This is a genomic window from Acidovorax sp. GW460-11-11-14-LB4, assembly GCF_059423685.1.
Genome location: NZ_JBWKYJ010000001.1, coordinates 54,720 through 81,275, shown reverse-complemented (window position 1 = coordinate 81,275; position 26,556 = coordinate 54,720). Strand labels below are relative to the sequence as shown.

Genomic DNA, 26,556 nt, shown 5'->3' with positions numbered 1-26,556 from the left:
CGCTCAAGGCCGCACCAGCCGCAGCGGCTCGCCCACGCGCGCCTTCACCACGTCGTCGCGGTGGAAGGGCAGGGTGTGCCAGCGCTTGGCCGAGAACTCACGCATCTGGTCGTTGGCGTGGGGCGATGCGGGGTTGGTGGACTGGCCATAGGTCAGGATGGCCTGGGCCACTGGGCCCTTGGCGTCGAAGGTCACGGTCTGCACATAGCTGGTGCCGTAGTCGATGCGCAAGCCTGCCTTGTTGATGGGTGCGGGCTCCTGGCGGCCCAGGTTGTTGAGCACGCCTTCAAACTCCTCGCCGCCGTGTAGCGCAATCGCTTCTTCGGTGATGGCGGGGCGCTGCACGCTGCCCAGCGTGGCGTCGAGCGTGTAGCCGCTGGTGCGGATGGCCTTGACGGCTCCGTCCAGCGCCTCCCACACCTTGGCGGCGGTGGCGGCGTCTTCCATCTTCAGGCCTGCAGGGGTGGCCACGGGCTGTTGCGCATCGAAGGGCACGCGGTGCACGCCGGGGATGTTGCGCGCGGTGCGCCAGAACTCGCGGAACACATGGGCGCCGCGTGACTCAACGTTATTGCGGCGGTCCCAGCCTTTGAGGGCCGCGCAGCCGTCACGGGATTCGGCCGTGGGGGCCTTGTCACACGCGGCCAGCAGGTCGGGTACCACCACCTGGGCCATGAAGTTGCGGTTCTCGAACAACTGGCCCTGAATGGCCTGCAGCGTGACCTTGCCCCGGCCGAGCATTTCAGGAATCTCGGCCAGCCCGGCGCGGGTGCGTGGCCGGGTCAGGCTGGCGTCGCCCACCAGGGGCGAGATGCCCTCAAACTTTTGGCCGGGGTGGGTGTAGACAAAGCTGTCGTTGCTGTTGTGCACCCAGTCCGTGCGGAAGGCCACGGGCATGCGGCCGATGGGGATGAGCCCCGGCACGGGCGATGCGCTGTCGCGGCGCCAGTCACAGTCGGCGCGTGATCCGTTCAGCACCACCAGGCCGGCAGCGGCGCGCAGCGCGGCGGCGGGCTGGCTGGGTGCGCAGCGGGCGAGCTGGGCGGCATCCACATCGGGCACCACGCTCACGTCGGCATACATGGCCTGGCCGCTGCGGTCGGCGGCCAGCGTGTTCACCCAGGGCAGGCCCAGGTTGGCGTGCGCCTTGTGCAGGTCCTGCACCGAGCGGGCGCGGGCAAAGGCCAGGGCTGCGTCCATCATGCGGGTGTTGCCAGTGTTGGCGTCGCGCAGGGCGTAGGCGGTCTTGGCGTTCCAGGTCAGGCCCGCGCGGGGCACTACCACCAGCGGGCCCCAGCGGGTGGACCACACCGTGTGCTCTTGCGTCTGCAGCTTGCCGTCCGGGCCCGGGATCTGGGCGCTGACCTTGCGGGCGGTCATCTTCTCGGGCTTGCCGTCTACCAAGTACGTGGTGGGGTCGCCCTCGGCCAGCGTCACTTCGTAGAAGGTGAAACGCTTGCCGGTGGACACCGTGTGCGACCAGGCCACGTCCTTGTTGAAGCCGATGGAGACCATGGGGTAGGTGCCAATGCCAACGCCCATCACGTCCATCTGGCCTGGCATGGTCAGGTGCACTTCATAGAAACGGTTGGGGCCGCTCCACGGGAAGTGCGGGTTGCCCAGCAACATGCCGCTGCCGTTGGCCGTCACATCCTTGCCAAAGGCCCAGGCGTTGGAGCCCAGGGGCGAGTCGAGCAGGCCCACGTCGCGCAGCGCCTGCGCGGCATCGGCCAGGTTCACTGCAGAGGCGGGCGCCTGCGCGGCCTTGGCCGCGGGCGGCTGGGCGCCCAGCATGCCATCGGCCAGCGCGGCAATACCGGCCTGCACGGCCACCACCTCGGCCATGCGGCGGTATTGGGCCAGGGTCATGGGCTGCACCCAGGGCTTGCCCCGGCAGGCATCGGGCAGGGTGGCGGCGTTGTCGGCCAGGAAGCGGTTGTAGCCCGCCACATAACCACGCGCCAGGGCCTGCGTTTCGGCACTGGTCTTGGCCCAGGCGCGCTCCAGCATGGCGTCGTCCATGTGGGCTGCCATGAACAGGTCGATCTGCGCATTGGGGATGTAGCGGCGGCCCAGCAGCCCGATGGTCTGGGCGCCGAAGGTGCTGCTGCGCTGGCCGCGCGCGGTCACGAGCTGGTCGGCCGTCATGCAGACGTTGTCCTGCGCATAGGCATAGGCCACGCCGTAGGCCAGCGATTCGGGGTCGTTCGCGGTGATGTGCGGAATGCCGTAGGTGGTGCGCTCAATGGTCACGCTGCGATCTGCGCGTGCAGCGCCTGGCTGGCTGGCGCAGCCCGCCAGAAAGAGGGCGGTGCAGGCCGCGCCCAGGGTGGTCAGGGCCATCGAGAGGCCGCGATGGGTTGAGGGTTCGTGCATGGGTGGGTGTCTCCGTTTGTGTGGGCCCGCAGCGCAGGGCAATGGCTGCGGGGCGCTGTCGTCGCACGGTCATGCTACTGCCCGGTAACACCGCGAAGCGGTGGCGCTTTGGCCACAAAGGGTGGCAAGATCGCCACCATGCCCTCTGCCAAAACTGCACTGCCGTCCTGCCTGAACGTGGGCATCCTCTGGGGGCACGGCAGCATTGCCAGCACCGCCGCCGCTGCGGTGGACGCCCTGCGCGCCATGAACATGCTGGCGGCTATGCGCCCCGGGGGCGCGCAGCCCGTGGTGCGCTGGTTGTGGCTGCAGATGCCGCACGAGCGCGACGCCACCCCACCACCAGTGCCCGGCGCGGAACTGGGCTCGGAGCCGCTGGATGTGGTCGTCATCCCCGGCTGGCTGGTCCCCACGGGGCCGCAGTTGCGTGAGATCAGTCGGCGCTACAGCGAGCACTTTGGCGCCATGCTGCAGGGCCACCTGCAGCGGGGCGGGCTGGTGGCTGCGCTGTTCAACGGGTCCAGCCTGCTGGCGCACTGTGGCTTGCTGGCTGGGCGCAAGGCGGCGCTGCCGTGGGTGTTTGCGCCGTCCATCGTGCTGCAGTCCAGCGAGAGTGGGGCAAGGACGGCCGATGTGCCCGAGGTGGCCTGGCAGCGGGAACGAACCTGGCAGCGTGACGGTGCCCTGTGGACCACCGCATCCCTGCAGGACACCCTGGCAGCCATGCTGGACCTGCTGGCCCAGACACCGGCGGCCGAGCTGGCGCAGGCCGCATCGCACGCGCTGCTGTTCGACCCGCAGCGCCAGCTGACCGCCACCACTGCCATGGAAACCCCCACGGGCCACCCCCTGGCTGCGGGCGCGCTGGAGCAGGCGCGGCGCTGGCTGCAGGACCACCGCAACGAGCCCTACAGCCTGCAGGCCACGGCCCGCGCCGCCGCCACCAGCCCGCGCACCTTGCTGCGCTGGTTTGCCCAGGTGCATGGCGAAACACCGCAGGACTACCTGCACCGGCTGCGCATTGCCCAGGCCCAGGCGCTGCTGCAGACCACCTACCTCACGGTGGACGATGTGGCGCAGCAATGCGGCTACAACGACACAGGCAGTTTTCGCAAAGTGTTCACCCGCGTGGCCGGGGTGACGCCAGGGGCGTACCGCCAGCGCTTCAAGCTGCGCACATCGCGCAAACAGTGGCTGGGGCGGCAGGGGCTGCCTGGCACCGACGGGCGGGTGTAGCCGGGCCCACGGCCATTCGCTGTCGCTGGTGGGTGTCTGCGCCAGTGCTGGCGGCGATAATGCTCAATTGCTATTGAATCAATAGCTGCCCAGGCATGCTGGACTAGCACATCATGCCGTTTTGATTCTGAAATTGTTTTTTGCCAGCCCTTTTCTCCATGCAAGCCCTGCTCGACGCCATTGCCTCCATGCCCCTGCCCACCGACGCCCAGCGCGTCTTCCACGGCCGGGGTGGGCTGTTTCCGGGCTGCGAGCAGTGGGTGCTGGATGCGTATCCGCCAGTGTTCGTGCTGACGAGCTTTGCGCCAGCCAGCGACGCTGAACTGGCGAACGTCGGCGAGGCGCTGCAGGCACGCTGGTCCCAGATTGCGCCGGAAGGCCAGCCGCTGAACTGGGTCTTCCAGCACCGGGGCGAGGCCCTGCGCATCGAGGGGCGCAGTGAAACCCGCCTGATGGCAGGTGCGGTGCCCGACCCCCATGTGGTCACCGAAGCGGGCGTGCGCTACCGCGCGCATGTGCTGCGCGGCCAGAACCACGGCCTGTTTCTGGACATGGCCGCAGGCCGCCAATGGGTGCGCAACTACGCCGCAGCGCGCAGTGCAGACCGCTATGGCCTCAAGGTGCTGAACCTGTTTGCCTACACCTGCGCGTTTTCGGTGGTGGCACTGCAGGCGGGCGCCAAACAGGTGGTCAACGTGGACATGAGCCACGGCGCCATCGGCATCGGGCAGCAGAACCACCAGCTCAACGGCAACACCACGGGCGCCGCCTTCTTGCCGCACGACATCTTCAGCAGCTGGGGCAAGATCAACCGCAGCGGCCCTTACGGCCTGGTCATCGTGGACCCGCCCAGCTACCAGAAGGGCAGCTTTGTCGCCACCAAGGACTACGCCCGCCTTATGCGCCGCCTGCCCGACCTGCTGGCCCCCGGCGGCCACGCGCTGCTGTGCCTCAATGCGCCCGAGTTGGGCTTGGCCTTCTTGCAGGACCAGATGCAGGAGCTGGCGCCCGATCTGCGGTTTGTGGAGCGCGTGGCCAATCCACCCGTGTTTGCGGATGTGGAGCCGGAGCGGGCGCTGAAGGTGCTGGTGTACCAGGCGCCCGAGCTGGCGGCGCCGGCCTGAGAGCCTGTTCTAGAACACCCCCATCCCCAGCCCTGCCGCCATGGCTTCGCCCAGCGCGCGGCAGCGCTCCAGGTCGGTCGATGCAATCTGTTTGGGGGCCAGGATGGCTTCGGGCGTTTGCGCGTGGGTGCAGACGATCAGTGGGTCCGCCACCTGCCTGAGGCGCCAGCCCGTGGCGATGCGTGCGATCTGGCGGGCGGCATTGGTTCCGTCGCTGCCAGCGCAGACCAGGGTGGCGTAGGGGCGGCCATTGATCTGGTCGAGCGCCGCGTAATAGGTGCGGTCAAAAAAGTCCTTGAGCAGTCCGCTGACAGCTGCAAGGTTTTCTGGGGTGGCAAACAGATAGCCGTCCGCCGCCAGCACATCGGCGGCCTGGGCCTGGGGCGCGGCCAGCAGCCGCACCTCCACGCCACTGTCGGCTGCCACCGCTCCCGCGCAGGCCGCGTCCACCATCTGCCGGGTGCCGCCGGTGTGGGAGTGGTAGACGATCAGCAGGGTTTTGGCAGCGGTCATGGGGGCAGCATAGAGGCAGCGGTACTCGCAGCGAAGCAGGGTGCGTCACCGAACGGGTTTCTACCACCCTGCAGCGTTGCCTGGCGGCGACTTGCACAGCGCTTTCGATGCCAGAATCGGCGGCTGTCAAACACTGAAATGCCCGCTGCCTCATGACCCTGATGCCTGCTGTGTCTTCATGGCTGCAGACCACACGCTCGCGGCTGACCTTGCTGTTTGGCGGTACGGCAGTCCTGGCGGGGTTGGCGATTGGCTTGGTGGCCGACCAGGTGCTGACGCGGCACCTGACCGAGCTGAGTGGCCAATCACTGGTCAGTGCCAGCCAGCCCATCGCGCTGGCGCTGGCCCAGGGCATGCAAGAGCGTGAGCGCGAGATCGCGTTGCTCAGCTACCTGCCCATGCTGACCCGTGACGACGGCTACGCACCCCAACTACAAGCGCACCTGGAGCAAATCCGCCAGTCCTACCCGTTTTACTCCTGGATTGGCGTGACCGACGCGCAGGGCGTGGTGCAGGTGTCCACCGGGAACCTGCTGCGGGGCCAAAACGTGTCGCAGCGCCCCTGGTTCAGCGCGGGCCAGCAAGGGCCCTATGTGGGCGATGCCCACGATGCGGTGTTGCTGGACAAACTGCTGCGCGCACCCGGCAGCCCGGTGCCCCTGCGCTTCATGGACTATGCGTCGCCCGTTCGGGGGCAGGACTCGGTACTCAAAGGCGTGGTGTCGGCCCATGTGAACTGGGCCTGGGTGCAGGACATCATTCGCCGCGCCACACCGCAGTCTCCGATGACAGGCGGGCTGGAGGTTCTGCTGGTGAACAAGGACGGCGTCATCAACACCGCAGGCGCGGTCGAACAGCCCCGTGCGGCGCTTCCCATCCTTCCGTCGCAGGGTACGTTCCAGGTCATGTCCTGGGGCGATGACCCCAAGGAGACCTACCTGACTGCCGTGGTGCCGGTGCGTGCGCAGACGGTCACGGACCTGGGCTGGATGCTGGTCACGCGGCAGCCGCTGGAGATGGCGCTTGCGCCCATCAACCGCTTGCACACGCTGCTCGCGCTGCTGCTGGGACTGATGGCGGCCCTGCTGGTGGCTCTGGCCTACTGGGCGGCGCGGCGCTTTAGCCAGCCGGTGGAGCGGCTGGCCGAGGCGGCACGCCAGGTGCAGGCCTCGGGCCAGGTCGCGGCGCTTGATTTTGAAATGGACACGGTGGAGTTTCAGCATCTGCGCTCCGCCCTGCAGAACATGACCCAGGGCCTGATAGATGGCAAGGCCGCGCTGGAGCAGGCCAACGCCGAGCTGGAGCATCGCGTGATCGAGCGCACCCGGGCCCTGCAGCAAAGCGAGCAGCGCTACCTGTCGATTCTCGAAGACCAGACCGAGATCATCTGCCGCTTTGACGCTAACAACCGCATGACGTTTGTGAACGATGCGTTCTGCAGGCTCTTTCATCTGCGCCGCGAGGATGTGCTGGGGCGGGTATGGTCGCCCATCGTGTACCCTGACGATTTGCCCTTGGTCACACAGAAGCTCGCCGCCATCCACCCTCGCAATCCGCTGGTGGTGATCGAAAACCGCGTGGTGTCGGGCGATGGTTCCATCCGCTGGTGCCAGTTCAGCAACCGTGCGCTGTTTGACGATGCGGGACAGCTGGTGGAATGGCAGTCTGTGGGGCGCGACATCACCGAGCGCCGCCAGCTGGAGGCCGAGCTGGGACAGGCCTCAGAACAATTCCAGGACCTGTATGACCACGCGCCCTGCGGGTACTACGCGCTGGACCGCCAGGGCAAATATGTGCACCTGAACCTGCTCACCCTGCAGTGGCTGGGCCTGCCGCGCGAGGAGGTCATCGGCAAGCTGGGCCCCGCAGACTTTTTTGATGACGAGGGCAAGGCGCTGTTCACCGCGTGTTTTCCGGTGTTCTTGCAGACGGGCAAGATCGGACCGCTGGAGTTCAACCTGTGTGGCCGTGGCGGCGTCCAGCGGCGGGTGAGCGTGTCGTCCACCGCCATCCTCAATGCGCAGGGCGACTATGTGATGAGCCGCTCCATCATGTACGACGTGAGCGAGCTGCACGCCGCGCGCCAGCAACTGCACACGCTGAACCTGGAGCAGCAGGCGATGCTGGACAACGACCTGATCGGCATCGCCAAGGTCAAGGACCGTGTCATCGTCTGGCGCAACCCGGCGCTGGAGCGCATCTTTGGTTATGCGCCCGGCACGCTACAGGGGCGAACGACCGAAGAGATGTACGTGGACCAGGAGGACTTTCTGGCTTTTGGCCGCGATGCCTACGCGGTGCTGGCCTCTGGCCAGCACTACCGGCAGCAGCGCCGCATGCGCAAGGTGACGGGCGAGATGGTGTGGATCGACGTCAATGGGGTATTGCTGGAGGGGCAGGGCGAGTCGCTCTGGCTCATGCAGGACATCACCGCCATGAAGCAGTACCAGGAGCAGGTGGAGCACATCGCCTTCCACGATGGGCTCACCCACCTGCCCAACCGGCTGCTGCTGGCCGACCGCATGGCCCAGGCTTTTGCCCTGAGCGACCGCACCCAGACCCAGGCGGCAGTGAGTTATCTCGATCTCAACGGCTTCAAGCCCATCAACGACCGCTACGGGCACGACATGGGCGACGAGGTGCTCAAGGTTACCGCCCGCCGCCTTCTGAAGCAGGTGCGGGGCAACGACACAGCGGCCCGCATCGGTGGTGACGAATTTGTGCTGGTGCTCACCGCCGTGAAGGACCCGGCCGAGGTGGACCAGGCGCTGCGCCGGGTGATGGCGGCCATCGAGCAGCCCATCGATCTGGGTGAGGGCCGCGTGGTGAGCGTGTCGGCCGCCGTCGGCACCGCTCTTTACCCCCGCGATGGCACCACCACGTTCGAGCTGCTGCGTGCGGCGGACCAGGCCATGTACGCCGACAAGGGGCATGTGTCGGCCGAGCGCAGCTTGTGACTGCCATTGTCAGGCGCTAGGCAGGCCAGCGACGCGCGTCAGCCGCCCTGCATCAGCACTTCGGTGATGTAACCCCACTCAGACGCCTCTACCGGCGTGATGGACAGGCGACTGCCCTTTTGCAACACCCGCATGTCCGCCAGCTCCGGGTGGGCGCGCAGCTCGGCCAGGCTGATCAGCCGCGTCTTGCGCAGCGCCTGCACATCCAGCAGCAGCCAGCGGGGGTTGTCTGCCGGGGATTTGGGGTCGTGGTAGGGCGATGTGGGGTCGAACTGCGTGGGGTCGGGGCGGGTGCCGCTGGCCACGCGGGCCAGGCCGGCGATGCCGGGCTCGGGGCAGCTGGAGTGGTAGAACAGCACGCCGTCTCCCACCTGCATCGCATCGCGCATGAAGTTGCGGGCCTGGTAGTTGCGCACGCCGGTCCAGGGGACGGTGGCTTTGGGCGCGGCCAGAGCGTCGTCGATGGAGCACTCGTCCGGCTCGGACTTCATGAGCCAGAACTGGGCCGGGCGGCCCGCGGCGGCGTGCGAGGGGTGTGAAGGGGGGGGAGCAGTGACCATGGACGCATTCTGTCAAAGATGCCGAGGGTGGTGGCGGGCGCCGCAGCCCAAGTCGCAGCTAGTGAAATGCTATCTATATGATAGCTATCCAGGCATGTTTCACTAGCGCTTGTGGCCAAAAACACCATAAATCGGCTGCCAACGCGTTGAAATGGCCTGCTGTCCGCATGGCAGATTGCGCAGCCCGGGGACGCGCCGCAGAATCTGACAGTGCAAGGCTAGTCGCACCGGTCCAGGCCGCATGTGGCGGCACTCACCAGGGCCATCACCGCGTCGGTTTGTTGTCTTATTTGCCCTGTACTTTGTCCATGATCAAACGCTCCCCCTCAACCCATGCGCAGGGTGCACGCGACGCGGCTGCCCGTGGCGGCAAGCGCGCTGGGGGCTGGCTGCTGGGCCTGTTTGCCCTGCCATTTGCAGCCGTGGGTGTGGGCATGCTGCTGCTCAGTGTGCTGCCCACGCTGTACGACTGGGCACGCATGCAGTGGTGGCAACCCGTTCCTGCCACGGTGGTGGCTGCGCGGCTGGAAACCAGCCGCAGCAGCAAATCCAGCTCCTACACCGTCAAGGCCACCTACCGCTATCAGGTGGCGGGCCGTGAGTACCAGGGCGAGCGCGTGGCAATCAGCGGTGGTGGCGACAACGTGGGCGATTTTCAGGAAGCGCTGGGTGTGCGGCTGGAGCAGGCACTGCGCGACGGCGCGCCCGTTCAGGTCTGGGTCAGTCCGTCCGATCCTGCGGACGCCGTCATTGACCGCAGCCTGCGGCCCGGCCTGCTGGCCCTGAAGATGGTGTTTGTGATGGTGTTTGGCGGCGTGGGCGTCGGTCTGCTGGTGTATGTGCTGCGCCCCACCCGCGCCCCGCAGGGCCGTGCGGGCAGTGGCGCCCAGTCGCTGGCGGCAGGCGTGCCCGGGCGGGTGGAGCGCACGCCCGGCGGGGTGGCCATGTACTTTCCGGCGGGCCGTTGGTGGGGACTCAAGCTAGCGCTGGCCTTGGTGGGGGCTGTGTTTTTGACCGTCGGGGCGCTGGTGCCCTGGGAGCAGGAATCATCGGGCGATGTGGCGCCGTGGCTGTTCCGCCTGCTGTTTGGCGGTGTGGGCGGTGTGCTGCTGCTGGCCAGCTTCTACGCCCTGGCCAACAGCCTGCGCGTGCAGCTGGACCACACCGGCCTGCGCACCGAGCGGCGCCTGCTGGGCCTGATGCTGCGCTGGCACCAGGTGCCCCCGCACGACATTGCCCGGCTGCGGGTGGTGGAGAGCTACACGGTCGAAAGCAACGGCAACCGCCAGGTGTATTTCCGCATCGTGGCCGAGCTGCGGGGCGGGCGGCAGATCACCATCGCCCAGGACCTGAAGGGGCGCGCCCAGGCCGACAAGCTGCTGGCATCCATCGGCGGCTGGACCGGCTACGCCACGCGCTGAGTTCAACAGGGTGGGTCCGGCGACTTCAACCGGCCTTTCTGAAGGTGAGGTTGATGCGGTGTGCACCCGTCAGCGGGTGGTGTGCTTCGGGCAAGGGCAGCACCCCATGAAACCGCAAGCGCGCAGGCCCGCCCCAGACCACCACATCGCCGTGCAGCAGCGCAATACGGCGGGTCTTGTCCGCCCGCTGCGCACCACCCCACAGAAACATCGCCGAAACACCCAGCGACACCGACACGATGGGGTGGGCGTAGTTGCCTTCGTCGCGGTCCTGGTGCAGTGACAGGCGTGTGCCGGGGGCATAGCGGTTGATGAGGCAGGCGTCGGGCGCAAAGTGGGCAAAGCCTGCGGCCTGCGCTGCATCGAGCGCCAGCTGGCGAAACAGCGGCGGCATGGCGGGCCAGCGCTGGCCGGTCTGTGGGTCAGTGGGGTCATAGCGGTAACCGCTGCGGTCACTCACCCAGCCCAGCGCGCCGCAGTTGGTCATGGCCACCGACATGGTCAGGCCGCCGGGAGTGACGAGGTGCCTGAAGGGCGCCTGGGCGGTGATCTGCTGCACCGCAGCCAGCAAGTCCGCCGCCTGCGCCAGCGCAAAGCCGCGCAGTACCAGGGCGCCGGGCTCCAGCACCTCGGGTGGCCGGGCGGGCTGGGGTGGGTCGTCGAACAGGCTGGCGGTCATGGCATCTGTCATCTTTGGCGAGGGGCTGCCTGCAACGGCTTTGGCGGTGACAACCTCATTCAGCATCATGAAAGATGATGCCCAGCGTGTGCCGCTGCCCGCTGCGCAAGCGGCTCACGCCATGGCGCATCTGCACCCGGTAGGGCCCGCGCGTGCCCTGCACGGGGCGGTGGTGCACGGCAAACACCACGGCGTCGCCGCGCGAGAGCGGCACCACCTCGGCCCGCGACTGCATGCGCGGGCGTTGTTCGGTCAGCACGAACTCGCCGCCGGTGAAGTCTCGCCCCGGCTCCGACAGCAGGATGGCCACCTGCAGCGGAAACACATGCTCGCCGTACAGGTCCTGGTGCAGGCAGTTGTAGTCGCCAGCGGCGTACTGCAGCAGCAGCGGGGTAGGGCGCACCTGGCCTGCGGCGTGGCAACGGGCGATGAAGTCGGCATGCTGCGCGGGGTTGCGCACGTCGATGCCCATCGCGGTGTTCCATTGGTTGGCGATGGGGGCCAGATGCGGATACAGCGCCCCGCGCAGACCCGCCACCAGATCGGGCAGCGGGTAGCTGAAGTACCGGTATTCACCCTGGCCAAACCCGTGACGCTGCATCACCACGCGGCTGCGAAAGGTGCCCTCTTGCGCGTGGCCGTACAACTGCGCCAGGGCGGCGCACTCGGCAGTAGTCAGCAACTGGGGCAGCACGGCATTGCCTTGCTGGTGCAGGGCCTCGCTGGCGGTTTGCCAGTCGATGGTGGCCGCGCGCTGGTGCCACACGCTATCCGCCAGCGTGCCCGGGCTGGAAAGAGCCGCCACGCTCATGCCACCTTTTCCGCCGTCAGCGGGGCCGCTTCAGCATCGCACTCGCGCGCCAGCAGGGCGCGTTTGCGCTCCACGCCCCAGCGGTAGCCCGACAGCGCGCCATCGCTCTTCACCACCCGGTGGCACGGGATGGCCACTGCCAGCCCATTGGCTGCACAAGCCTGGGCCACGGCCCGCACGGCCTTGGGGCTGCCAATGCGCTGGGCCACCTCGGCATAGCTGGCCGTCTGCCCGGCCGGGATGGCCTGCAGCACCCGCCACACCCGCTGCTGGAACGCGGTGCCGCGCACATCCAGCGGCAGGTTCAGCCCCAGGCCCGGGGCTTCGACAAACGCCACCACCTGCGCCACCAGGGCTTCAAACGCGGCGTCGCCGCCAATCAGTCGGGCCTGCGCAAACCGGTCCTGCAGCTCGCGCAGCAGCGCGTCGGGGTCGTCGCCCAGCAAGATCGCGCAGATGCCCCGGTCGCTCTGCGCCACCAGAATGGCCCCCAGCGAGCACTGGCCGACGGCAAAGCGGATGTCTTGCGATGCGCCCCGCGCGCGGTAGTGGCTGGGCCGCATGCCCAGCACCTGGGCCGACTGTTCGTAAAACCGGCTGCTGGACTGGTAGCCCGCGCCATAGATGGCGTCCGTCACCGAGTCCGTGGTCGGGCTGTCGAGCGCACTGCGCAGCCGCTGCGCGCGCTGGGCTACCGCATAGGCCTTGGGGGTGAGGCCCGTGGCCTGCTTGAAGATGCGGTGCAGGTGCGAGGCACTCAGCCCCACGCGGATTGCCAGTGCATCGAGGGTGGGGGCCTCACCGGGCGCAGCGCTTTCGATGATGCGGCAGGCTTCCGTCACCAGCGCCGCGTGGTGAGACAGCGCGGTAGCCTGGCGCGGCTTGCAGCGCTGGCAGGGGCGGAACCCGGCGCGCTCCGCATCGTCGCAACTGGCATGGAACAGCACGTTCTCTGGCCGGGGTGTGCGTGACGCGCAGCTGGGGCGGCAGTACACGCCCGTGGTCTGCACCGAGTACCAGAACGTTCCATCGGCCTCAGTGCTGCGCGCCACCACTGCCGCCCAGCGCGGGTCGGCCTGGGTGGCGGCTGCCTGCGCGGCTTTGGTGTTGGGACGGTGGCGGGTGGGCATGGGGGTGCTGCGGGGAAGAAGGGCGGTCACATTCATCATGGTGCAGGGCTCACAAGGTGGGTTGCAATGCCATGCACTCTAGGGACAGGGGCTGTGGGGCGCACTCCGAAGCTTGCTTTCGAATTCTGCGCTTTTGCGCAATGCTCCCCGCACGGGTGAGTGCGCTCACTTATTGATAGCTGCCGGCGCATGATTTACTAGCGCTACAAGGTAAAAGTGCCCAAAACTCAGGTTTCAGGTGGCTGCAGCGGCCGGGGCCGCCGTTTGCCCGTGCCACCCCAGCGCAGCGCGTCTTCGCCGGGTATACCCAACGGGTTGTTGGCCGGTTCGGTCAGGGGCGCCAGCAGGGCGTGCAGGTCGGCCTCGCTGAACTTGACTGCGCCTTCGGCATCGTGCCCCAGCACGCCCTGGGCCAGCGCGCCCTTGCGGGCCTGCAGCTCCAGCATGCGCTCTTCGATGCTGCCTTCGACCACCAGCTTGTAGACAAACACGGGCTGGTCCTGCCCGATGCGGTGGGCGCGCGCGGTGGCCTGTTCTTCCACGGCGGGGTTCCACCAGGGGTCCAGGTGGATCACGGTGTCGGCGGCCGTGAGGTTCAGGCCCAGGCCCCCGGCCTTGAGGCTGACCAGCAGGATGGGGACGCTGGTTGCGTCCTGCGACTGGAACTGCCGCACCACCGCGCCACGCTGGCGGGGTGGCGTCTGGCCGGTGAGGGTGAGGTAGGGCAGGGCCAGGGTGCCGAGCAGCTCGGCTGCCAGGCCCAGCATTTCGGTGAACTGCGAGAACACGAGCACGCGGCGGCCTTCATCGACCAGGGCGGGCAACAGGTCGGCCAGCAGTTCGAGCTTGGCGCGCTCCATCGAGTGCGCCGTCCTTTTTGCCGCCGGGCCGCCCCAAGACAAAAAAGCGTCCCCCTCGGGGGGCAGCGACCCGCGCAGCGGCGGAGCGTGGGGGCTTTGTTGTATGCCTTTGACCAATCGTGGGTCGCAGCAGACTTGGCGCAGCTTGAGCAACGCGTCCAGGATGGCGATTTGCGAGCCTTCAAAACCCTGCCGCTCCAGTGCGCGGCGCACCTGCTTGTCGGCGGTCGTGCGCACGGCCTCGTACAGCTCGCGCTGTTTGCCTTGCAGCTGCACGCGCAGGATGGTTTCGGTGCGCGGCGGCAGTTCGGTGGCCACGTCCTGCTTGCGGCGGCGCAGGATGAAGGGGCGCACACGCTGCGACAGCAGTTGGGCGCGCAGGGTTTCGCCGTTTTCCTCGATGGGCTTGCGCCAGCGGGCGTTGAAGTTGCGCACATCGCCCAGAAAGCCGGGCATCAAAAAGTCGAACTGCGCCCACAGCTCGCCCAGGTGGTTCTCCAGCGGCGTGCCGGTCAGGCACAGCAGGTGCGGCGCCTGCAGCTTGCGCAGTGCGCGGGCGCTGCGGCTGCCGGCGTTTTTCACCATCTGGGCCTCGTCCAGGATCAGCAAGTGAAAGGGCTCGGCGGCCAGCGCGTCCACATCGCGCCAGAGCAGCGGATAGGTGGTCAGCACCAGGTCGTGGTCAGCGATGCGCAGGTAACGTTTGCCACGGTCGGCGCCATGCAGGGCCAGCACGCGCAGGCTGGGTGCCATGCGCGCGGCCTCGGCCTGCCAGTTGAAGAGCAGCGAGGTGGGTAGCACCACCAGCGCCGGGCGCTTCAGCCGCCCGGCCTCCTTTTCGGTCAGCACATGGGCCAGCGCCTGTGCGGTTTTGCCCAGGCCCATGTCGTCGGCCAGGATGCCGCCCAGGCCCTGGGCGCGCAGGTACTGTAGCCAGGCCAGGCCTTCAAGCTGGTAGGGGCGCAGCTGCACCTGCAGGCCCTGCGGTGCGGCCACCGGCTGGGGCGCACCGATGGAGCGCAGGCGCTTGGCGAGCTGCGCCAGGCCCACGTCGCCTTGCAACTGCCAGTCGTTGTTCCAGCCGTTCACCGTGCCCACGCGGTGCACCTGCACGAGCCCGGCACGCAGGGCCTCAATGCGGCGGGCCTCCCAGGCGCCCAGGCGCAGCGGGTCGCCGTCCTTCAGCTGTTTGCGGGTGGGGTCGGTCAGCAAGTCCACCATGGCGCCCACGATGGCCTTGAGTGGCCCGGCAGGCGCCTCGATGCGCTTGCCGCCGGGCGCACGCAGCGAAATGATGGCGATGTCGTCAATGGCGGCCATCTGCCGCGCGTTGAGCCAGCGGGCGTCGCGGCGCAGCAGGTCGGCCAGCATGGGGGCCAGGTCCAGCGTTTCACCGTTGATCTCGATGCCCAGGCTGAGCAGCCAGGCGCCCTCGCGCTCGGGCAGCATGAGCTTTTGCACGGGGCGCTGGCGTGTGCCCAGCGGGCCATCGACTTCCTTGGCCAGCAGCTCGCCAGTGTCGGGGGCAATGACCAGCTTCCAGCGCGACACAGGCACGCTTTCGTGCGCAAAGCCGGGGTGTACCACCACGCTCCAGCCCTCGGTGCGCAACTGGGGAACCACGTCGGCCCAGAAGTCGCCAAAGTGCGCCTCCTGCGCCAGCGTCCACACAGGGCCCAGCGTGGTGGCGGCTGCCCGGTGGCGCCACTGCAGGCTTTTGGGGTCTACAGGGGTCAGGCCCAGGTCCCACACGCGGTCCATGGCGTCGGCTTCAGCCGCCAGGTTGCGCTGCATGCGCACCACCGGGCCACCGGTGTCGAACAGGTCTTGCACCGGGGCCGGGCGCGCGTTGAGGATGGAGGTGGGGGCCGGCGTCTGCCAGGTGGCGCCATCGTCGGTGCGGTAGGTCCAGTCAATCTGCACCAGCGTCACGCTGTCACCACGCGGGCCCAGTTTGCCCTGGGGCGCCATGCCCAGCAGACCATCGCCCCGACCCAGCGTCATGAGGGTGATGCGCGGGCGAAAGTGGCCGGGGACGACGCCATCGGGTGTGTTGGGCACCGGGCCGTGGCCCGGGGGGTGGCTGCCATCGCCCCGCAGCTGCGCCATGACCTGCGCGGCCTCGGCGTCGGTCAGCGGGGGCAGCTGCTGCAGGGCGGCACTGTCAGCCCGGTTGCGCAGGGCCTGGGCCCATTGCGCGACCACATGGGCCCGACCTGCAGGGGGCGTGGGTGGAACGGGTGACTGCGGCAGGCTGGGCATGAGCTGGCATTGTGCCCATGCGTGGCGTGCCCTTTCGTCTAAACGCTGCGTTGGGTGCCCAGCGCCAGTGCAAACAGCTCGTTGCGAAAGTGGATGCCCAGGCGGCTGAATGCGCGGTTGCGGTAGGTTTTGACAGTGGGAAGGCTCAGGCCCAGGTCGCAGGCAATGCCCTCCTGCGTCATGCCTTGCAGCAGGCGGGCGCACACGTCCAGCTCGCGCTCGGTCAGCCCCGCGTGGGCGCGCAGCAGGCGTTCGCGCAGCGCGGGCAGGCTGTGGGACAGCGCGGGCGCGGTGGCCTGCGCCGGGGGCTGCAGTGCGGGTTGCAACACCCCGGGGCGCTGGGCCAGGGCGATGTGCTTGCGGGTCAGCGCCAGCAGCACCGGGGCCATGCCCTCAAAGTCGCTGATCTGCCGGTCCTGGAACGGCTTTTGGTGCTGGTGGCGGTAGAAGTTGACGGCAAAGACCGAGCCATCGCTCTCGTGTTCGACCACCGACACCCGCTCGGCCACGCCATGGGCCTCGTATACGCGGGCGCGGTGTTCTGCGTCCACCTCGGGCGCCGTCAGGTGGCACAACTGGGTGGGCGCTTCGGCCGGGGCGGCTTCGTCCAGCGAGCGGCCCCAGGTGCGGTCGGTGCGGTAGGGGCCTGACAGGTAGGCCCACCAGCAGTCCTGCGTGGTGTCGGGAATCCCGTAACTGGCCGACATGAACAAGGTGGGTTTGCAATGGCGCCCGGTGCGGTACACCGACCACGACGCTGCGGGCAGCACGGGTGCCAGCTCCTGCAGCATGCCGCAGGCAAACCCGTCATCGCCCAGCTGGTGAACCATGGCGCCCAGGGCCGAGCCCGTGAGGTTGGGCGGGGGCGTGATGCCGCCGCCGGATGTGCTTGCAGGGAGCCAGTGCCTCATGGGTTGCGCGGGGTATGCCGGGTGGGCTTTGTCATTGCTGTCATCTTCAGGGATGACAGGGGTCAAGCGCCACGGGATTTACGCTAGGTGCAACCCCGCAAGCAGGCTGGGTGCACGCCGCCCCTGGCCGCTTGCCTGCCAGACACCCGAAAGATGGAGCCCATGACCGAACCCGTGCCCTTTGTGGAACCCCGTTTGCGATTTTTTGCCGACCTGCGCGTGGAGGTGGGCGTGCCCCAGGAGGTGGGCCGCACCGTGCACGGCCTGCGTCGGCTCATCCCCATCCTGGGCGGTAAGGCCCAGGGCGATGGCTGGCAGGCCCGGGTGATGCCCGGCGGGGCGGATTTTCAGCTCATCGTGAGCGACACCCTGGCCGAGCTGGACGCGCGCTACACGCTGGAGGCGGATGGCGGCGACTTGATCTATGTGCAAAACCGCGCCGTGCGGTCCGGCCCGCCCGAGCTGATGGCGCGCCTGGTGCGTGGCGAGGTGGTGGACCCGGCGCAGATCTACTTTCGCTGCAGCCCCCAGTTCGAGACCGCGTCTCCCGCACTGCGATGGATTGGGGAGCGCATGTTCACGGGCACCGGTGCGCGGTTTCCCGATGCAGTAGCCATGCGGTTCTGGGAGCTGATGTAGCCGCACAGCAGTCACACATTTCAATTTTTTTGATGACCGACAGCACACAACAACACCCTGGAGACCTTGTCATGACCTCTTTTTCCACGCTCACCCGCACCCTGTCCCGCAGCTTCTCCCGTCGGCATGCCCTGCGCAGCGTCTGCCTGGCAGCCACGGTGGTGGCGGGCCTGGCCCCCGCCACTGGCGCCCTGGCGCAGACGGCCAGTTACCCCAACAAGCCGGTGCGCATCATCGTGGGCTTTCCGGCAGGCACCGGGCCGGACATCGTGGCGCGGCTGCTGGCGCAGAAGCTGTCGGAAGGCTGGGGCAACCTGGGCGTGATCGTGGACAACAAGCCCGGCGCCGGGGGCCTGATCGCTGCGACCGAGGCCGCACGCGCCACCCCTGATGGCTACACGCTGATGCTGGGCGAAACCGGACAGCTCAGCATTGCGCCCAGCAGCTACAACAAGCTGCCCTACGACCCGCAAAAGGACTTCGCGCCCGTGAGCCAGGTGGTCACCGCCGACTTCGCGCTGCTCGTCAATCCGCAAAAGGTGCCGTCGCGCAATGTGAAGGACTTCGTGGCCTGGACCCAGCAGCAAAAGGGCCTGTTCCTGGCCACCTTTGGCGCGGGTACCCCGGGGCACTTTGGCGCCTTCATGTTTGGCGAGGCCGTGAAGCTCAAGCCCGAACCGGTGCACTACAAGAACACCACCGACGCGCTGGGTGGCCTGTTCAGCGGTGACGTGCAGGGCGTGTTTGCCAGCGTGGGCCTGGCAGCGCCCAACGTGAAGGCCGGCAAGCTGGTGGCGCTGGGCACCACAGGCGGCACCCGGTCCAACGCACTGCCCGATGTGCCCACCATCAAGGAGCAGGGCTACCCCAGCCTGGAGTTCAACTCCTGGTTTGGCATCGTGGCCCCGGCCAAGACGCCCCCCGAGATCGTCGCCAAGCTGAGCGCCGACATCATCAAGGCCGTGCAGTCGCCCGAGGGCAAGGCCAAGATGGAAGAGGCTGGTTTCCGCGTGACGGGCACCAACCGCGACGAGTTCGCACGCATCATCGCGGCCGACACGGTGACCTGGGGCAAGGCCGTGGCCGCCACGGGATTCAAGGCCGACTGAGTCGGCACTGCCCAGTGATTGCCGGGCGCTACGCATTCCGCTCGCAGGGCGGCGCCAGGCGATAGGGGCAACGCCCTTCGATTTCCCAAAAAAATCAGCGCACCTCCCTCAGCGACGCCCTGACGGCCGTCGCCGGGCGTTCCTGCGCCAATGGTTCAACCCCACAAGACCGATCAACCGAGGAGACCACCATGCCATCCCTTTCGCTGGATACCCCCATCGCGCAACGCGTCGCGCTGCCCGCCGCCGTGCTGCTGCCGTTATTGCTCAGTGCCTGCGGCGGCGGCAACGCTGTGCTGGTGACCGAGAGCGCCAACCCGGCCGCCGCTTGCGCCGCATTGAGCACCAACGCGCAGCTCAGCAACACCAACTTGTCCACCAGCTATGTGCCACTGGGCACGCGCCGCCCCGGTGGCGCTGCCACGGGCGACTTTTTGCCCGGGCACTGTGTGGTCACGGGGGCCATCAACCCGCGTGTGGGTGTGGATGGCAAGAACTATGCGATCGGCTTTCAGTTGAGCCTGCCCGACCGCTGGAACGGACGCTTTCTGTTCATCGGCGGGGGCGGCAACGACGGCATCCTGCGCGACACCTCGCTCAGTTCCAGCATTTCGGGCGGCACGCCATCGCCACTGGGGCAGGGCTTTGCGGTGGTGTCCACCGATGCGGGCCATACCGGCACCAGCGCCAGCTTTGGCGCCGACCCGCAGGCGCGCACCGACCATGCCTACAACTCTTACGACAAGACGGCTGTGGCCTCCAAGTCGCTCATCAGCACGCGCTACGGCCGCAAGCCCGACTACTCCTACTTCTCTGGCTGCTCCGGCGGCGGGCGCCAGGGCATGATGTTCTCGCAGCGATTCCCGGACTACTTTGACGGCATCACCGCCGGAGCGCCCGCCATGCGCGTGTCCAGCGGTGCCACGGTGGCCGCCATGTGGAACACCATCCAGTTCAACGCCATTGCGCCCCAAGACGCCAGCGGCAACCGCATCCTGTCGCGCGCCTTCAGCAACACCGACCTGAAACTGGTGGCCAATGCGGTCAATGCCCGCTGCGACGCGGCCGACGGCGTGGTGGACGGCCTGGCCCAGAACGTCAACGCTTGCAAGGCGTTTGACCCCAGCGTGCTGCAATGCGCGGGAGGCAAGACCGACAGCTGCCTGTCGTCCGCCCAGGTGGGTGCGCTCAAGAGCGTGTTTGCCGGGCCCCGCAACTCCGTGGGCAAGGCGCTGTACACCGGCCAACCGTGGGACGCCGGGCTGGCGGCTCCCGGCTGGCGGTCCTGGACGCTGGGTAACTCGACCACGGCCACACCCGACGCACGCTACATCACGCTGATGGTGGATGCCCTGGTCAACGAGTTCTTCACACCGCCGGATCTCTCGTTCAACCCGCTGGCCTTCAACTTTGATACCGACCCCGCACGCATGGCCGCGTACTCTGCCGTCTACGACACCTATGCCGACGACAAACTGGCGGCCTACAAGCAGCGCGGCGGCAAGCTGCTGTTCATCCACGGCATGTCCGACCCGATCTTCTCGGCGTTTGACACGGTGGACTACTACGAACGTCTGGCCGCGAACAACGGCGGCATCGCGGCCACGCAGAACTTTGCGCGGACCTTCCTGGTGCCGGGCATGAACCACTGCTCGGGCGGTCCGGCCACCGACAACTTCGACTCGATCCAGACGATGGTGGACTGGGTAGAGAAGGGCATTGCCCCACAAAGCATTGCGGCCAAGGCGCTGCCCACCAACGCAGACTTTCCCAACCGCACGCGTCCGCTGTGCCCCTACCCGCAGTTTGCCAAGTACAAGGGCTCGGGCAGTGTGGAAGACGCCAGCAGCTTTGTCTGCTCGGCCAGCTGACGCGCGGCCTGAGCGACGCTGCAATAAAGCGGAAAGGGCCCTCGGGCCCTTTTTTTGGGTCTGTACACCCGGGTCCTGGGGTCAGCGCTTGACCGTTGAGGACTCCACGGGCGGCGGCAACCGCAGTTGGGCTTGTTGCACCACGCGGATGCAGTCGCGCAAATGCTGCTCGCCCAGGTAGCGCAGGGTGGCGTAGCCAAGGGTGGCCGCGATGGCCTGTCCCGCCAGGGGCACGTACTTGGCCGCCTGCTTGGTGCTCAGGCGCAAGCCCACCGTCTGGGTGGCACGGATGACCAGTTCGCGGGTGATGAGCTTGCCGATCAGCACCGAACCCACCAAGCCCACCGCCTTTTGCACTTGCTCCCGCTTTTTCGGATCCAGCTGGTCGATCTGCTCGGCCGACAGGCCGAACTCGGTATTGATCTGTGGGATCAGGCGGGAAAGCAGGGCCGCATCGACCGCCCAGTCCAGCCCCGGCACCGGGACCACGCTGGCCGCTGCCGCCACCATGGCGCGGCGGTGCAGCAGCTTGCGGGCGCGGCGTACAACCGCGGCCAGTTCAGGGTCTCCAGCGGCCATTTGCAATGAGGTGGGCATGGGTGACAACGTGATGGAGGGTGGTAGGACGAAAGTGCGTGATTCAAAGCGCAGATGGCGGGCAGCTCAGCGAGCGGGGCAAGATCCAGGATCTCTCAGGACTTGCCCTTGACCAGGCCGTACACCACCAGCAGAGCGACGGCGCCCAGCACTGATGCAATCCAGCCAGCGCTGTCGCCTTGCGCATACCAGCCCATGGCCATGCCCACGTAGCTGGCCAGAAACGAGCCCGCTACACCGAGCAGCGCCGTCATGATCCAGCCCAGCTTGTCGTCCCCGGGTTTGACGGCACGGGCAATCAAGCCCACCACCAAACCAATCAGCAACATCCCCAGAAGTGACAGCATGTTTTTCCCCTTGATAGTTGGTTCAGACGATAGAGTCACTTTACAGATGGGGCAGTCAAAGCGCTGTCGGACAATGCCCCCTGTCAGCGTCCCCCAGGCAAGGTGGTGCTGTGCCGTGTGGAGTCCCACGGATGCAGGGGGCGTTCAAAAAGGCAGCGCTCAAAGCGGTGCGCATGCAGGTCCATGCCCGATATCTGGTGGTCGGTGCGCGAGCACACGTAGCGCCCGTTCTGCAGGCTGGCCCAAGCCGCCTCGGTGAGCAGGATCTCGTTGGCCGTGGCAATGTCTTCGCCCAATTTGCAGGCGCAGTTCATCTCGGGGCCAAACAGGTCCTCGCGTGCAATCACCAGGGTGGGCCCAAAGCCAATGCCTGCGCTCACGTTCAGCGTCCGCTCGGGCGGCAGCACGGTGTTCATGGCGCCCAGGGCGCGCAGGGTGTCCAGCGCGGCCTCCAGGGCTTGCTCGGGCGTGGCGAACACCGCAAACAGGTTATCGGCCTCCTGCTTGATGACCTCACCGCCGTTACCTTCGATCGCAGGGCGCGCTGCCTGCTCCATCTGGTGGATCATCGCCAGGAAGTGAATGATGCCGTGGCGCTGGGTGATGCGGGAGAAGCCGCACATGTCCAGCACCAGGATGGCGACACTGCGCACAAACGCCTGTTCAATGGCGGCGTCAATCGCCCCGGTGCCGGCGGTTGGGGTCTGGTTGCGCTCTGACAGCAGGCGCCGGAGATAGCCCTTGTCGTGTGCAGTCGCAGCATCGGGGGGCAGCGCGGGGGTGTGGTGCATGGCAACGCCCTGTGGGTGGTGTCCGACATGGTAGCGCGGCCGGTGCTGGCGCCGCGCAGGTTGTGCCCGGGGCTACAGTGAGGTTCGCAAAGGGTGGTGGGGTGCTTGTCGTACCCACAACTGCCGCAGACTTCTCTCAAGACAGAAAGGTGTACCCACCATGTTCACTATGTCATCCACCCCATTCATTTCATACTCCGTTGCACCGGCTGGGGCCCAGCGCTCGTCATGGAGCCGGTTGGTGGCTCGCCCGGCCGCCGTATTGGTGGCCGCCATGGCCTTGGGCGGTGCGCTGTCGTTTCCCACTGCCGCCCAGGCGCAAAGCGACGAGGCATCCCTGGCGCGCGGTGCCGTGCCTGACACCACGCCGCAGCAGCGCTACCAGTCGGCCATTCGTGAAGCGGGGGGCGGGCTCAAGGTGAGCCTGGAAGAGTGCCGGGCCATGCCGACGGCGGAGCGCAAGCGGTGTGAGTCCGAGGCCCGGGCGCGTTATCAGGCTGACATGGCAGCAGCCAAGGCGCTGCTGCGGGGCGATCCGTCTGCCGGGCCGGTCAATGTGACCGGCGGCCCGATCCGCAGCACCGAGACGGTGTACGTGGTCAAGCCCTGATCACCGCGGCCCGCAAATGAAGGAAGCCGGGAGCGTTTTACGATTTATTTCTGCGCCTGGGGTGCTTGGGCGCTCTCGACACCTTCGCCCGGCGTCACACGGCGCGCGCCGTTGAAGCGGCGTGCCCAGTAGGCGACGCCCATGTCTTCCACCCGGATCTCCGAGCCGCTGCGGGGCGAGTGGATGAACTTGCCGTCCCCCACATAAATGCCCACATGGCTGAAGTTGCGGCGCATGGTGTTGAAGAACACCAGGTCGCCGGGTTGCAGCTCTTTCTTGTCGATGACCTGGGTGGCGGCTGCCTGCTGATCAGCACGGCGGGGCAGCAAAAGCCCCACCGTCTGCTCATAGATAGCGCGCACAAAGCCGCTGCAGTCAAAGCCGGTCTCGGCACTGTTGCCGCCACGCTTGTAGGGCACGCCCAAAAAACCCATGGCGTTGACCACCAGGTCACCCGCGCGGCCTGCTACGGTCTGGGCCTTGTCAGCCACCTTGTGGCTCACGTCTTCGAGTCGGGTAAACAGCCCTTTGTCCGCGAGCAAGCGGTCCATATCGTCAGAATTGGTGCCCTGGGGCGCCGCATGCGCAGCGGTGGCGCAGGCAAGGATGAGGATGCAAAACCATCTGGACATGGGGGCGAAGGGTAACACGGTATGGTTATTTATCAAAAATAAGCATTTTTGCAAGCTGTTGATTTGATTCAGATAAATCGATGGGCGCAGTGTTTTCACAGGCAAAAGTCGCTTGCAAGATGCGCGCCAGACCGGCTTGCCTCCGCCCCAGGTGCGGTCGGTGGCAAGGCCATGGGCCAAAAGGAGCTTGAGAGCATGGGTTGGACTCTAAATCGGCGGGTAGTGCCAGTGAACAAAGCGCAGGTAGCTATATGTTTGATAGCGGCCAGTGCGTACGCAGGCAGCCAGGCCCAAGGCGTCCCCGAGCCGCGGCCGGCGGTGTCGCTGGTGCCGGTGGCCACCGGCCTGGTCCACCCCTGGGCGGTGGCCTTTTTGCCGGGCGGGCAGTTCTTGGTGACCGAGCGGCCGGGGCGCCTCCGCGTTGTCAGCGCGACGGGACAGGTGGGGCCTGCGCTGGCGGGAGTGCCGCAAGTGGCGGCAGGCGGACAGGGCGGCCTGCTGGACGTGGTGACCGACAACGACTTTGCCCGCAACCGCCGCATCTACTTCTGTTTTGCCGAGCCCGCAGCGGGTGGCGCGGCAGGCAACAGCACGGCGGTGGCGCGCGCCACCTTGTCGGCCGACGCCAGCAGCCTTCAGGAGGTGCGCGTCATCTTCAGCCAGCGGCCCAAGGTGGAGAGCGCGCTGCACTTTGGCTGCCGCATTGCCCAGGCCAGCGACGGCAACCTGTTTGTGGCGCTGGGCGAGCGCTACCACCGCAAGGACGATGCCCAAAAGCTCGACAATCACCACGGCAAGGTCATCCGTATCACGCCCGACGGAGCAGCGCCGCCCGACAACCCTTACGTGAAGCAGCCCGGCGCCTTGCCCGAGATCTGGAGCTACGGCCACCGCAACCCCCAGGGCGCCACGATGGGCCCCGACGGCAAGCTGTGGATGCACGAACATGGCCCGCAGGGCGGCGACGAAATCAATCTGCCCCAGCCCGGGCGCAACTACGGCTGGCCTGTCATCACTTACGGCGAAAACTACGGCGGCGGAAAGATGGGCGAGGGCACGGCCCGCTCCGGCATGGAACAGCCACTGCACCACTGGACACCGTCCATCGCCCCTTCGGGCATGGCGTTTCTGACCAGCACGCGCTACGGCACGGCGTGGCAGGGCAGTTTGTTCGTCGGGTCGCTCAAGTTTGGTACCCTGCACCGGCTGGAAGTGTCTGGCGGCAAGGTGCAAAAGGAGGAGCGGCTGTTGCAAGGCAATGGCGAGCGCATCCGCGACGTACGCCAGGGGCCAGACGGCTTGTTGTACCTGCTGACCGACAGCCCGCAGGGACGGTTGCTGCGCTTGCAGCCCGCTGCGGCCCCATGACCGGTTTTGCTTGATGCAGGTCAAGCAAGCCCGGAGATGGGTGACCGAACCGGCGGACCCGGGGTGATCCCGCAGGCTGGGCGCGTATTTTCGGTATAGGCTGGCGCGATGCATGCTGAGCCCACCACCTCTTCCCCTGCCACGCCCACCGCTCCTCCTGCGACCTCGGTCAATCCGGGCACCGCGCCCGACGATCTGGCGAGCACGCCCGCCCGGTCCCAGCTGGCCCTGCGCCGTGTGGCGATCGACACCTGGCGAGAAAACGTCGCCTATCTGCACCGCGACTGCGCCGTATACCGCGCCGAGGGCTTCCAGGCGCTTTCCAAGATCGAGGTGCGCGCCAACGGCCGCCGCATCCTGGCCACGGTGAACGTGGTGGACGACCCTGCCATCGTGGGCTGCCACGAGCTGGGCTTGTCGGAAGACGCGTTTGCCCAGCTCGGCGTGGACAACGGCCACACTGTGTCGGTGGCCCAGGCAGAGCCACCCGAGTCCATGGGCGCGCTGTTCCGCAAGATTGCCAGCGAGCGCCTCACGCGGGAGGACTTCGGCGCCATCGTGCGCGACATTGCCGACCACCGGTATTCCAAGATCGAACTCACCGCCTTTGTGGTGGCTTGCCACCGCAACGAGCTGGACCGGGAGGAGGTCTTCTTCCTGACCGATGCCATGGTGGCCAGCGGCCGGCGGCTGGACTGGCACGAACCGCTGGTGGTGGACAAGCACTGCATCGGCGGCATTCCGGGCAACCGCACCACCATGCTGGTCGTGCCCATCGTTGCGGCGCACGGCATGTTGTGCCCCAAGACGTCTTCGCGCGCCATCACCTCGCCCGCCGGCACGGCCGACACCATGGAGGTGCTGGCCAAGGTGGAGCTGCCGCTGGAGCAGCTGGCCGACATCGTGCGCGACTACCGGGGCTGCCTGGCCTGGGGCGGCACGGCCAACCTCTCGCCCGCTGACGATGTGCTGATCTCAGTAGAGCGGCCGCTGTCCATCGACTCTGCCGGGCAGATGGTGGCGTCCATCCTGTCCAAAAAGGTGGCGGCCGGTGCCACGCACCTGGTGCTTGACATTCCCATCGGCCCCACGGCCAAGGTGCGCTCCATGCCCGACGCACAGCGCCTGCGCCGCCTGTTTGAGTATGTGGCGCGGCGCATGGGCCTGTCGCTGGACGTGGTCATCACCGATGGCCGCCAGCCCGTGGGCAACGGTGTGGGCCCGGTGCTGGAGGCGCGCGACGTGATGCGCGTGCTGCAGAACGACCCGCGCGCGCCTGACGACCTGCGGCAGAAGGCGCTGCGCCTGGCCGGACGCCTGATCGAGTGCGACCCTGATGTGCGCGGCGGCGACGGCTACGCGATTGCGCGCGACATCCTTGACTCCGGCCGGGCGCTGGCGCGCATGAACGCCATCATTGCGGCCCAGGGCAGCACGGGGTTTGACCACAACCACCCGGCACTGGGTGTGCTGACGCTGGACGTGGTGGCGCCCGCCAGCGGCGTGGTGGCGGGCGTCGACAACTATCAGATCGCCCGCGTGGCCCGGCTGGCCGGGGCGCCCAAGGTGCCGGGCGCCGGGGTGGACCTGATGCACAAGCTGGGCGACACCGTGGCGGCGGGCGACCTGCTGTACCGCGTGCACGCCAGCTACCCGGCTGACCTCGAGTTTGCGCGCCACGCGTGCGAGCGGGACAGCGGCTACCGCTTGGGCACGGCCGACGAGGTGCCACGCGTGTTTGTGGAGTTCTGA

The 26,556-nt window shown here is 67.4% G+C and carries 22 protein-coding genes; 10 read left to right on the top strand and 12 right to left on the bottom strand.

Going from position 1 to position 26,556, the window contains the following annotated elements:
* Window positions 1-3: 3 nt before the first annotated feature.
* Window positions 4-2,376: a penicillin acylase family protein gene (locus AC07X4_RS00350; protein WP_494738889.1), complete on the bottom strand. Its 2,373-nt coding sequence runs from the start codon at window positions 2,374-2,376 to the stop codon at window positions 4-6.
* 138 nt (window positions 2,377-2,514) lie between these two features.
* On the opposite strand from AC07X4_RS00350, the gene AC07X4_RS00345 reads away from it, so the two are divergent.
* Window positions 2,515-3,612: a GlxA family transcriptional regulator gene (locus AC07X4_RS00345; RefSeq protein ID WP_494738888.1), complete on the top strand. Its 1,098-nt coding sequence runs from the start codon at window positions 2,515-2,517 to the stop codon at window positions 3,610-3,612.
* 158 nt (window positions 3,613-3,770) lie between these two features.
* Window positions 3,771-4,736: a class I SAM-dependent methyltransferase gene (locus AC07X4_RS00340; RefSeq protein ID WP_494738887.1), complete on the top strand. Its 966-nt coding sequence runs from the start codon at window positions 3,771-3,773 to the stop codon at window positions 4,734-4,736.
* A 9-nt stretch (window positions 4,737-4,745) separates the two neighbouring features.
* On the opposite strand, the gene AC07X4_RS00335 is transcribed toward AC07X4_RS00340, so the two are convergent.
* Window positions 4,746-5,249 carry a flavodoxin family protein gene (locus tag AC07X4_RS00335; protein WP_440596013.1) on the bottom strand — a complete coding sequence of 168 codons (504 nt, stop codon included), beginning with the start codon at window positions 5,247-5,249 and terminating at the stop codon, window positions 4,746-4,748.
* A gap of 152 nt (window positions 5,250-5,401) precedes the next feature.
* Between AC07X4_RS00335 and AC07X4_RS00330 the strand changes: the two genes are divergently transcribed.
* The gene (locus tag AC07X4_RS00330) at window positions 5,402-8,206 is read left to right on the top strand and encodes a PAS domain S-box protein (protein ID WP_494738886.1); all 2,805 of its coding nucleotides are present in this window, start codon (window positions 5,402-5,404) and stop codon (window positions 8,204-8,206) included.
* Between the two features lie 38 nt (window positions 8,207-8,244).
* Here AC07X4_RS00330 and AC07X4_RS00325 read toward each other — a convergent pair whose 3' ends face one another.
* Entirely contained in the window at window positions 8,245-8,766 is a 522-nt protein-coding gene (locus AC07X4_RS00325; RefSeq protein ID WP_494738885.1) for an EVE domain-containing protein, read from the bottom strand.
* Window positions 8,767-9,074: 308 nt separating this feature from the next.
* Between AC07X4_RS00325 and AC07X4_RS00320 the strand changes: the two genes are divergently transcribed.
* On the top strand, window positions 9,075-10,187 hold the full coding sequence (locus AC07X4_RS00320; protein WP_494738884.1) for a DUF3592 domain-containing protein: 1,113 nt from the start codon (window positions 9,075-9,077) through the stop codon (window positions 10,185-10,187).
* Window positions 10,188-10,212: 25 nt separating this feature from the next.
* Here AC07X4_RS00320 and alkB read toward each other — a convergent pair whose 3' ends face one another.
* The 5 genes from alkB to AC07X4_RS00295 form a co-directional block, all read right to left on the bottom strand.
* On the bottom strand, window positions 10,213-10,866 hold the full coding sequence (gene alkB / locus AC07X4_RS00315) for a DNA oxidative demethylase AlkB (protein ID WP_494738883.1): 654 nt from the start codon (window positions 10,864-10,866) through the stop codon (window positions 10,213-10,215).
* 55 nt (window positions 10,867-10,921) lie between these two features.
* Window positions 10,922-11,677: a 2OG-Fe(II) oxygenase gene (locus tag AC07X4_RS00310; protein WP_494738882.1), complete on the bottom strand. Its 756-nt coding sequence runs from the start codon at window positions 11,675-11,677 to the stop codon at window positions 10,922-10,924.
* Window positions 11,674-12,807 carry a bifunctional DNA-binding transcriptional regulator/O6-methylguanine-DNA methyltransferase Ada gene (ada, locus tag AC07X4_RS00305; RefSeq protein WP_494738881.1) on the bottom strand — a complete coding sequence of 378 codons (1,134 nt, stop codon included), beginning with the start codon at window positions 12,805-12,807 and terminating at the stop codon, window positions 11,674-11,676. Before ada ends, AC07X4_RS00310 begins: the two co-directional genes overlap by 4 nt.
* Before the next feature lie 227 nt (window positions 12,808-13,034).
* Window positions 13,035-15,929 carry a DEAD/DEAH box helicase gene (locus AC07X4_RS00300; RefSeq protein WP_494738880.1) on the bottom strand — a complete coding sequence of 965 codons (2,895 nt, stop codon included), beginning with the start codon at window positions 15,927-15,929 and terminating at the stop codon, window positions 13,035-13,037.
* A gap of 38 nt (window positions 15,930-15,967) precedes the next feature.
* Window positions 15,968-16,840, bottom strand: coding sequence for a helix-turn-helix transcriptional regulator (locus tag AC07X4_RS00295; RefSeq protein WP_494738879.1), 873 nt, complete (start codon window positions 16,838-16,840; stop codon window positions 15,968-15,970).
* A 162-nt stretch (window positions 16,841-17,002) separates the two neighbouring features.
* Here AC07X4_RS00295 and AC07X4_RS00290 point away from each other — a divergent pair, with 162 nt between their 5' ends.
* The 3 genes from AC07X4_RS00290 (at window position 17,003) to AC07X4_RS00280 (ending at window position 20,459) form a co-directional block, all read left to right on the top strand.
* Window positions 17,003-17,479, top strand: a complete 477-nt coding sequence (locus AC07X4_RS00290) for a DUF3237 domain-containing protein (protein WP_056062938.1) — start codon at window positions 17,003-17,005, stop codon at window positions 17,477-17,479.
* Between the two features lie 71 nt (window positions 17,480-17,550).
* Window positions 17,551-18,588 (top strand): Bug family tripartite tricarboxylate transporter substrate binding protein, encoded by a 1,038-nt coding sequence (locus AC07X4_RS00285; protein ID WP_494738878.1) that lies wholly within the window; start codon window positions 17,551-17,553, stop codon window positions 18,586-18,588.
* A gap of 191 nt (window positions 18,589-18,779) precedes the next feature.
* The gene (locus tag AC07X4_RS00280; protein WP_494738877.1) at window positions 18,780-20,459 is read left to right on the top strand and encodes a DUF6351 family protein; all 1,680 of its coding nucleotides are present in this window, start codon (window positions 18,780-18,782) and stop codon (window positions 20,457-20,459) included.
* Window positions 20,460-20,540: 81 nt separating this feature from the next.
* Here the strand turns inward: AC07X4_RS00280 and AC07X4_RS00275 are convergent, their stop codons facing one another.
* The 3 genes from AC07X4_RS00275 to AC07X4_RS00265 form a co-directional block, all read right to left on the bottom strand.
* Entirely contained in the window at window positions 20,541-21,056 is a 516-nt protein-coding gene (locus AC07X4_RS00275; RefSeq protein ID WP_056065019.1) for a hypothetical protein, read from the bottom strand.
* 95 nt (window positions 21,057-21,151) lie between these two features.
* Window positions 21,152-21,403 carry a GlsB/YeaQ/YmgE family stress response membrane protein gene (locus AC07X4_RS00270; RefSeq protein WP_056062936.1) on the bottom strand — a complete coding sequence of 84 codons (252 nt, stop codon included), beginning with the start codon at window positions 21,401-21,403 and terminating at the stop codon, window positions 21,152-21,154.
* A gap of 83 nt (window positions 21,404-21,486) precedes the next feature.
* Entirely contained in the window at window positions 21,487-22,194 is a 708-nt protein-coding gene (locus AC07X4_RS00265; protein ID WP_494738876.1) for an adenylate/guanylate cyclase domain-containing protein, read from the bottom strand.
* 169 nt (window positions 22,195-22,363) lie between these two features.
* Here AC07X4_RS00265 and AC07X4_RS00260 point away from each other — a divergent pair, with 169 nt between their 5' ends.
* Window positions 22,364-22,804 carry a hypothetical protein gene (locus AC07X4_RS00260; protein WP_436077255.1) on the top strand — a complete coding sequence of 147 codons (441 nt, stop codon included), beginning with the start codon at window positions 22,364-22,366 and terminating at the stop codon, window positions 22,802-22,804.
* Between the two features lie 44 nt (window positions 22,805-22,848).
* On the opposite strand, the gene AC07X4_RS00255 is transcribed toward AC07X4_RS00260, so the two are convergent.
* Entirely contained in the window at window positions 22,849-23,436 is a 588-nt protein-coding gene (locus AC07X4_RS00255) for a C40 family peptidase (protein WP_056062930.1), read from the bottom strand.
* 195 nt (window positions 23,437-23,631) lie between these two features.
* Here AC07X4_RS00255 and AC07X4_RS00250 point away from each other — a divergent pair, with 195 nt between their 5' ends.
* Window positions 23,632-24,804 carry a PQQ-dependent sugar dehydrogenase gene (locus AC07X4_RS00250; protein WP_494738875.1) on the top strand — a complete coding sequence of 391 codons (1,173 nt, stop codon included), beginning with the start codon at window positions 23,632-23,634 and terminating at the stop codon, window positions 24,802-24,804.
* Between the two features lie 222 nt (window positions 24,805-25,026).
* Window positions 25,027-26,556 (top strand): thymidine phosphorylase family protein, encoded by a 1,530-nt coding sequence (locus AC07X4_RS00245; protein ID WP_436077519.1) that lies wholly within the window; start codon window positions 25,027-25,029, stop codon window positions 26,554-26,556.

What these genes read in the sequence shown, in the direction of transcription:
- AC07X4_RS00270 (WP_056062936.1), bottom strand. Translation starts at nt 21,403, where the DNA reads ATGCTGTCACTTCTGGGGATGTTGCTGATTGGTTTGGTGGTGGGCTTG.
- AC07X4_RS00285 (WP_494738878.1), top strand. Translation starts at nt 17,551, where the DNA reads ATGACCTCTTTTTCCACGCTCACCCGCACCCTGTCCCGCAGCTTCTCC.
- AC07X4_RS00340 (WP_494738887.1), top strand. Translation starts at nt 3,771, where the DNA reads ATGCAAGCCCTGCTCGACGCCATTGCCTCCATGCCCCTGCCCACCGAC.
- AC07X4_RS00325 (WP_494738885.1), bottom strand. Translation starts at nt 8,766, where the DNA reads ATGGTCACTGCTCCCCCCCCTTCACACCCCTCGCACGCCGCCGCGGGC.
- AC07X4_RS00260 (WP_436077255.1), top strand. Translation starts at nt 22,364, where the DNA reads ATGTCATCCACCCCATTCATTTCATACTCCGTTGCACCGGCTGGGGCC.
- AC07X4_RS00345 (WP_494738888.1), top strand. Translation starts at nt 2,515, where the DNA reads ATGCCCTCTGCCAAAACTGCACTGCCGTCCTGCCTGAACGTGGGCATC.
- AC07X4_RS00330 (WP_494738886.1), top strand. Translation starts at nt 5,402, where the DNA reads ATGACCCTGATGCCTGCTGTGTCTTCATGGCTGCAGACCACACGCTCG.
- AC07X4_RS00290 (WP_056062938.1), top strand. Translation starts at nt 17,003, where the DNA reads ATGACCGAACCCGTGCCCTTTGTGGAACCCCGTTTGCGATTTTTTGCC.
- AC07X4_RS00255 (WP_056062930.1), bottom strand. Translation starts at nt 23,436, where the DNA reads ATGTCCAGATGGTTTTGCATCCTCATCCTTGCCTGCGCCACCGCTGCG.
- AC07X4_RS00250 (WP_494738875.1), top strand. Translation starts at nt 23,632, where the DNA reads ATGGGTTGGACTCTAAATCGGCGGGTAGTGCCAGTGAACAAAGCGCAG.
- ada (WP_494738881.1), bottom strand. Translation starts at nt 12,807, where the DNA reads ATGCCCACCCGCCACCGTCCCAACACCAAAGCCGCGCAGGCAGCCGCC.
- AC07X4_RS00310 (WP_494738882.1), bottom strand. Translation starts at nt 11,677, where the DNA reads ATGAGCGTGGCGGCTCTTTCCAGCCCGGGCACGCTGGCGGATAGCGTG.
- alkB (WP_494738883.1), bottom strand. Translation starts at nt 10,866, where the DNA reads ATGACCGCCAGCCTGTTCGACGACCCACCCCAGCCCGCCCGGCCACCC.
- AC07X4_RS00280 (WP_494738877.1), top strand. Translation starts at nt 18,780, where the DNA reads ATGCCATCCCTTTCGCTGGATACCCCCATCGCGCAACGCGTCGCGCTG.
- AC07X4_RS00300 (WP_494738880.1), bottom strand. Translation starts at nt 15,929, where the DNA reads ATGCCCAGCCTGCCGCAGTCACCCGTTCCACCCACGCCCCCTGCAGGT.
- AC07X4_RS00320 (WP_494738884.1), top strand. Translation starts at nt 9,075, where the DNA reads ATGATCAAACGCTCCCCCTCAACCCATGCGCAGGGTGCACGCGACGCG.
- AC07X4_RS00265 (WP_494738876.1), bottom strand. Translation starts at nt 22,194, where the DNA reads ATGCACCACACCCCCGCGCTGCCCCCCGATGCTGCGACTGCACACGAC.
- AC07X4_RS00350 (WP_494738889.1), bottom strand. Translation starts at nt 2,376, where the DNA reads ATGCACGAACCCTCAACCCATCGCGGCCTCTCGATGGCCCTGACCACC.
- AC07X4_RS00275 (WP_056065019.1), bottom strand. Translation starts at nt 21,056, where the DNA reads ATGCCCACCTCATTGCAAATGGCCGCTGGAGACCCTGAACTGGCCGCG.
- AC07X4_RS00295 (WP_494738879.1), bottom strand. Translation starts at nt 16,840, where the DNA reads ATGAGGCACTGGCTCCCTGCAAGCACATCCGGCGGCGGCATCACGCCC.
- AC07X4_RS00335 (WP_440596013.1), bottom strand. Translation starts at nt 5,249, where the DNA reads ATGACCGCTGCCAAAACCCTGCTGATCGTCTACCACTCCCACACCGGC.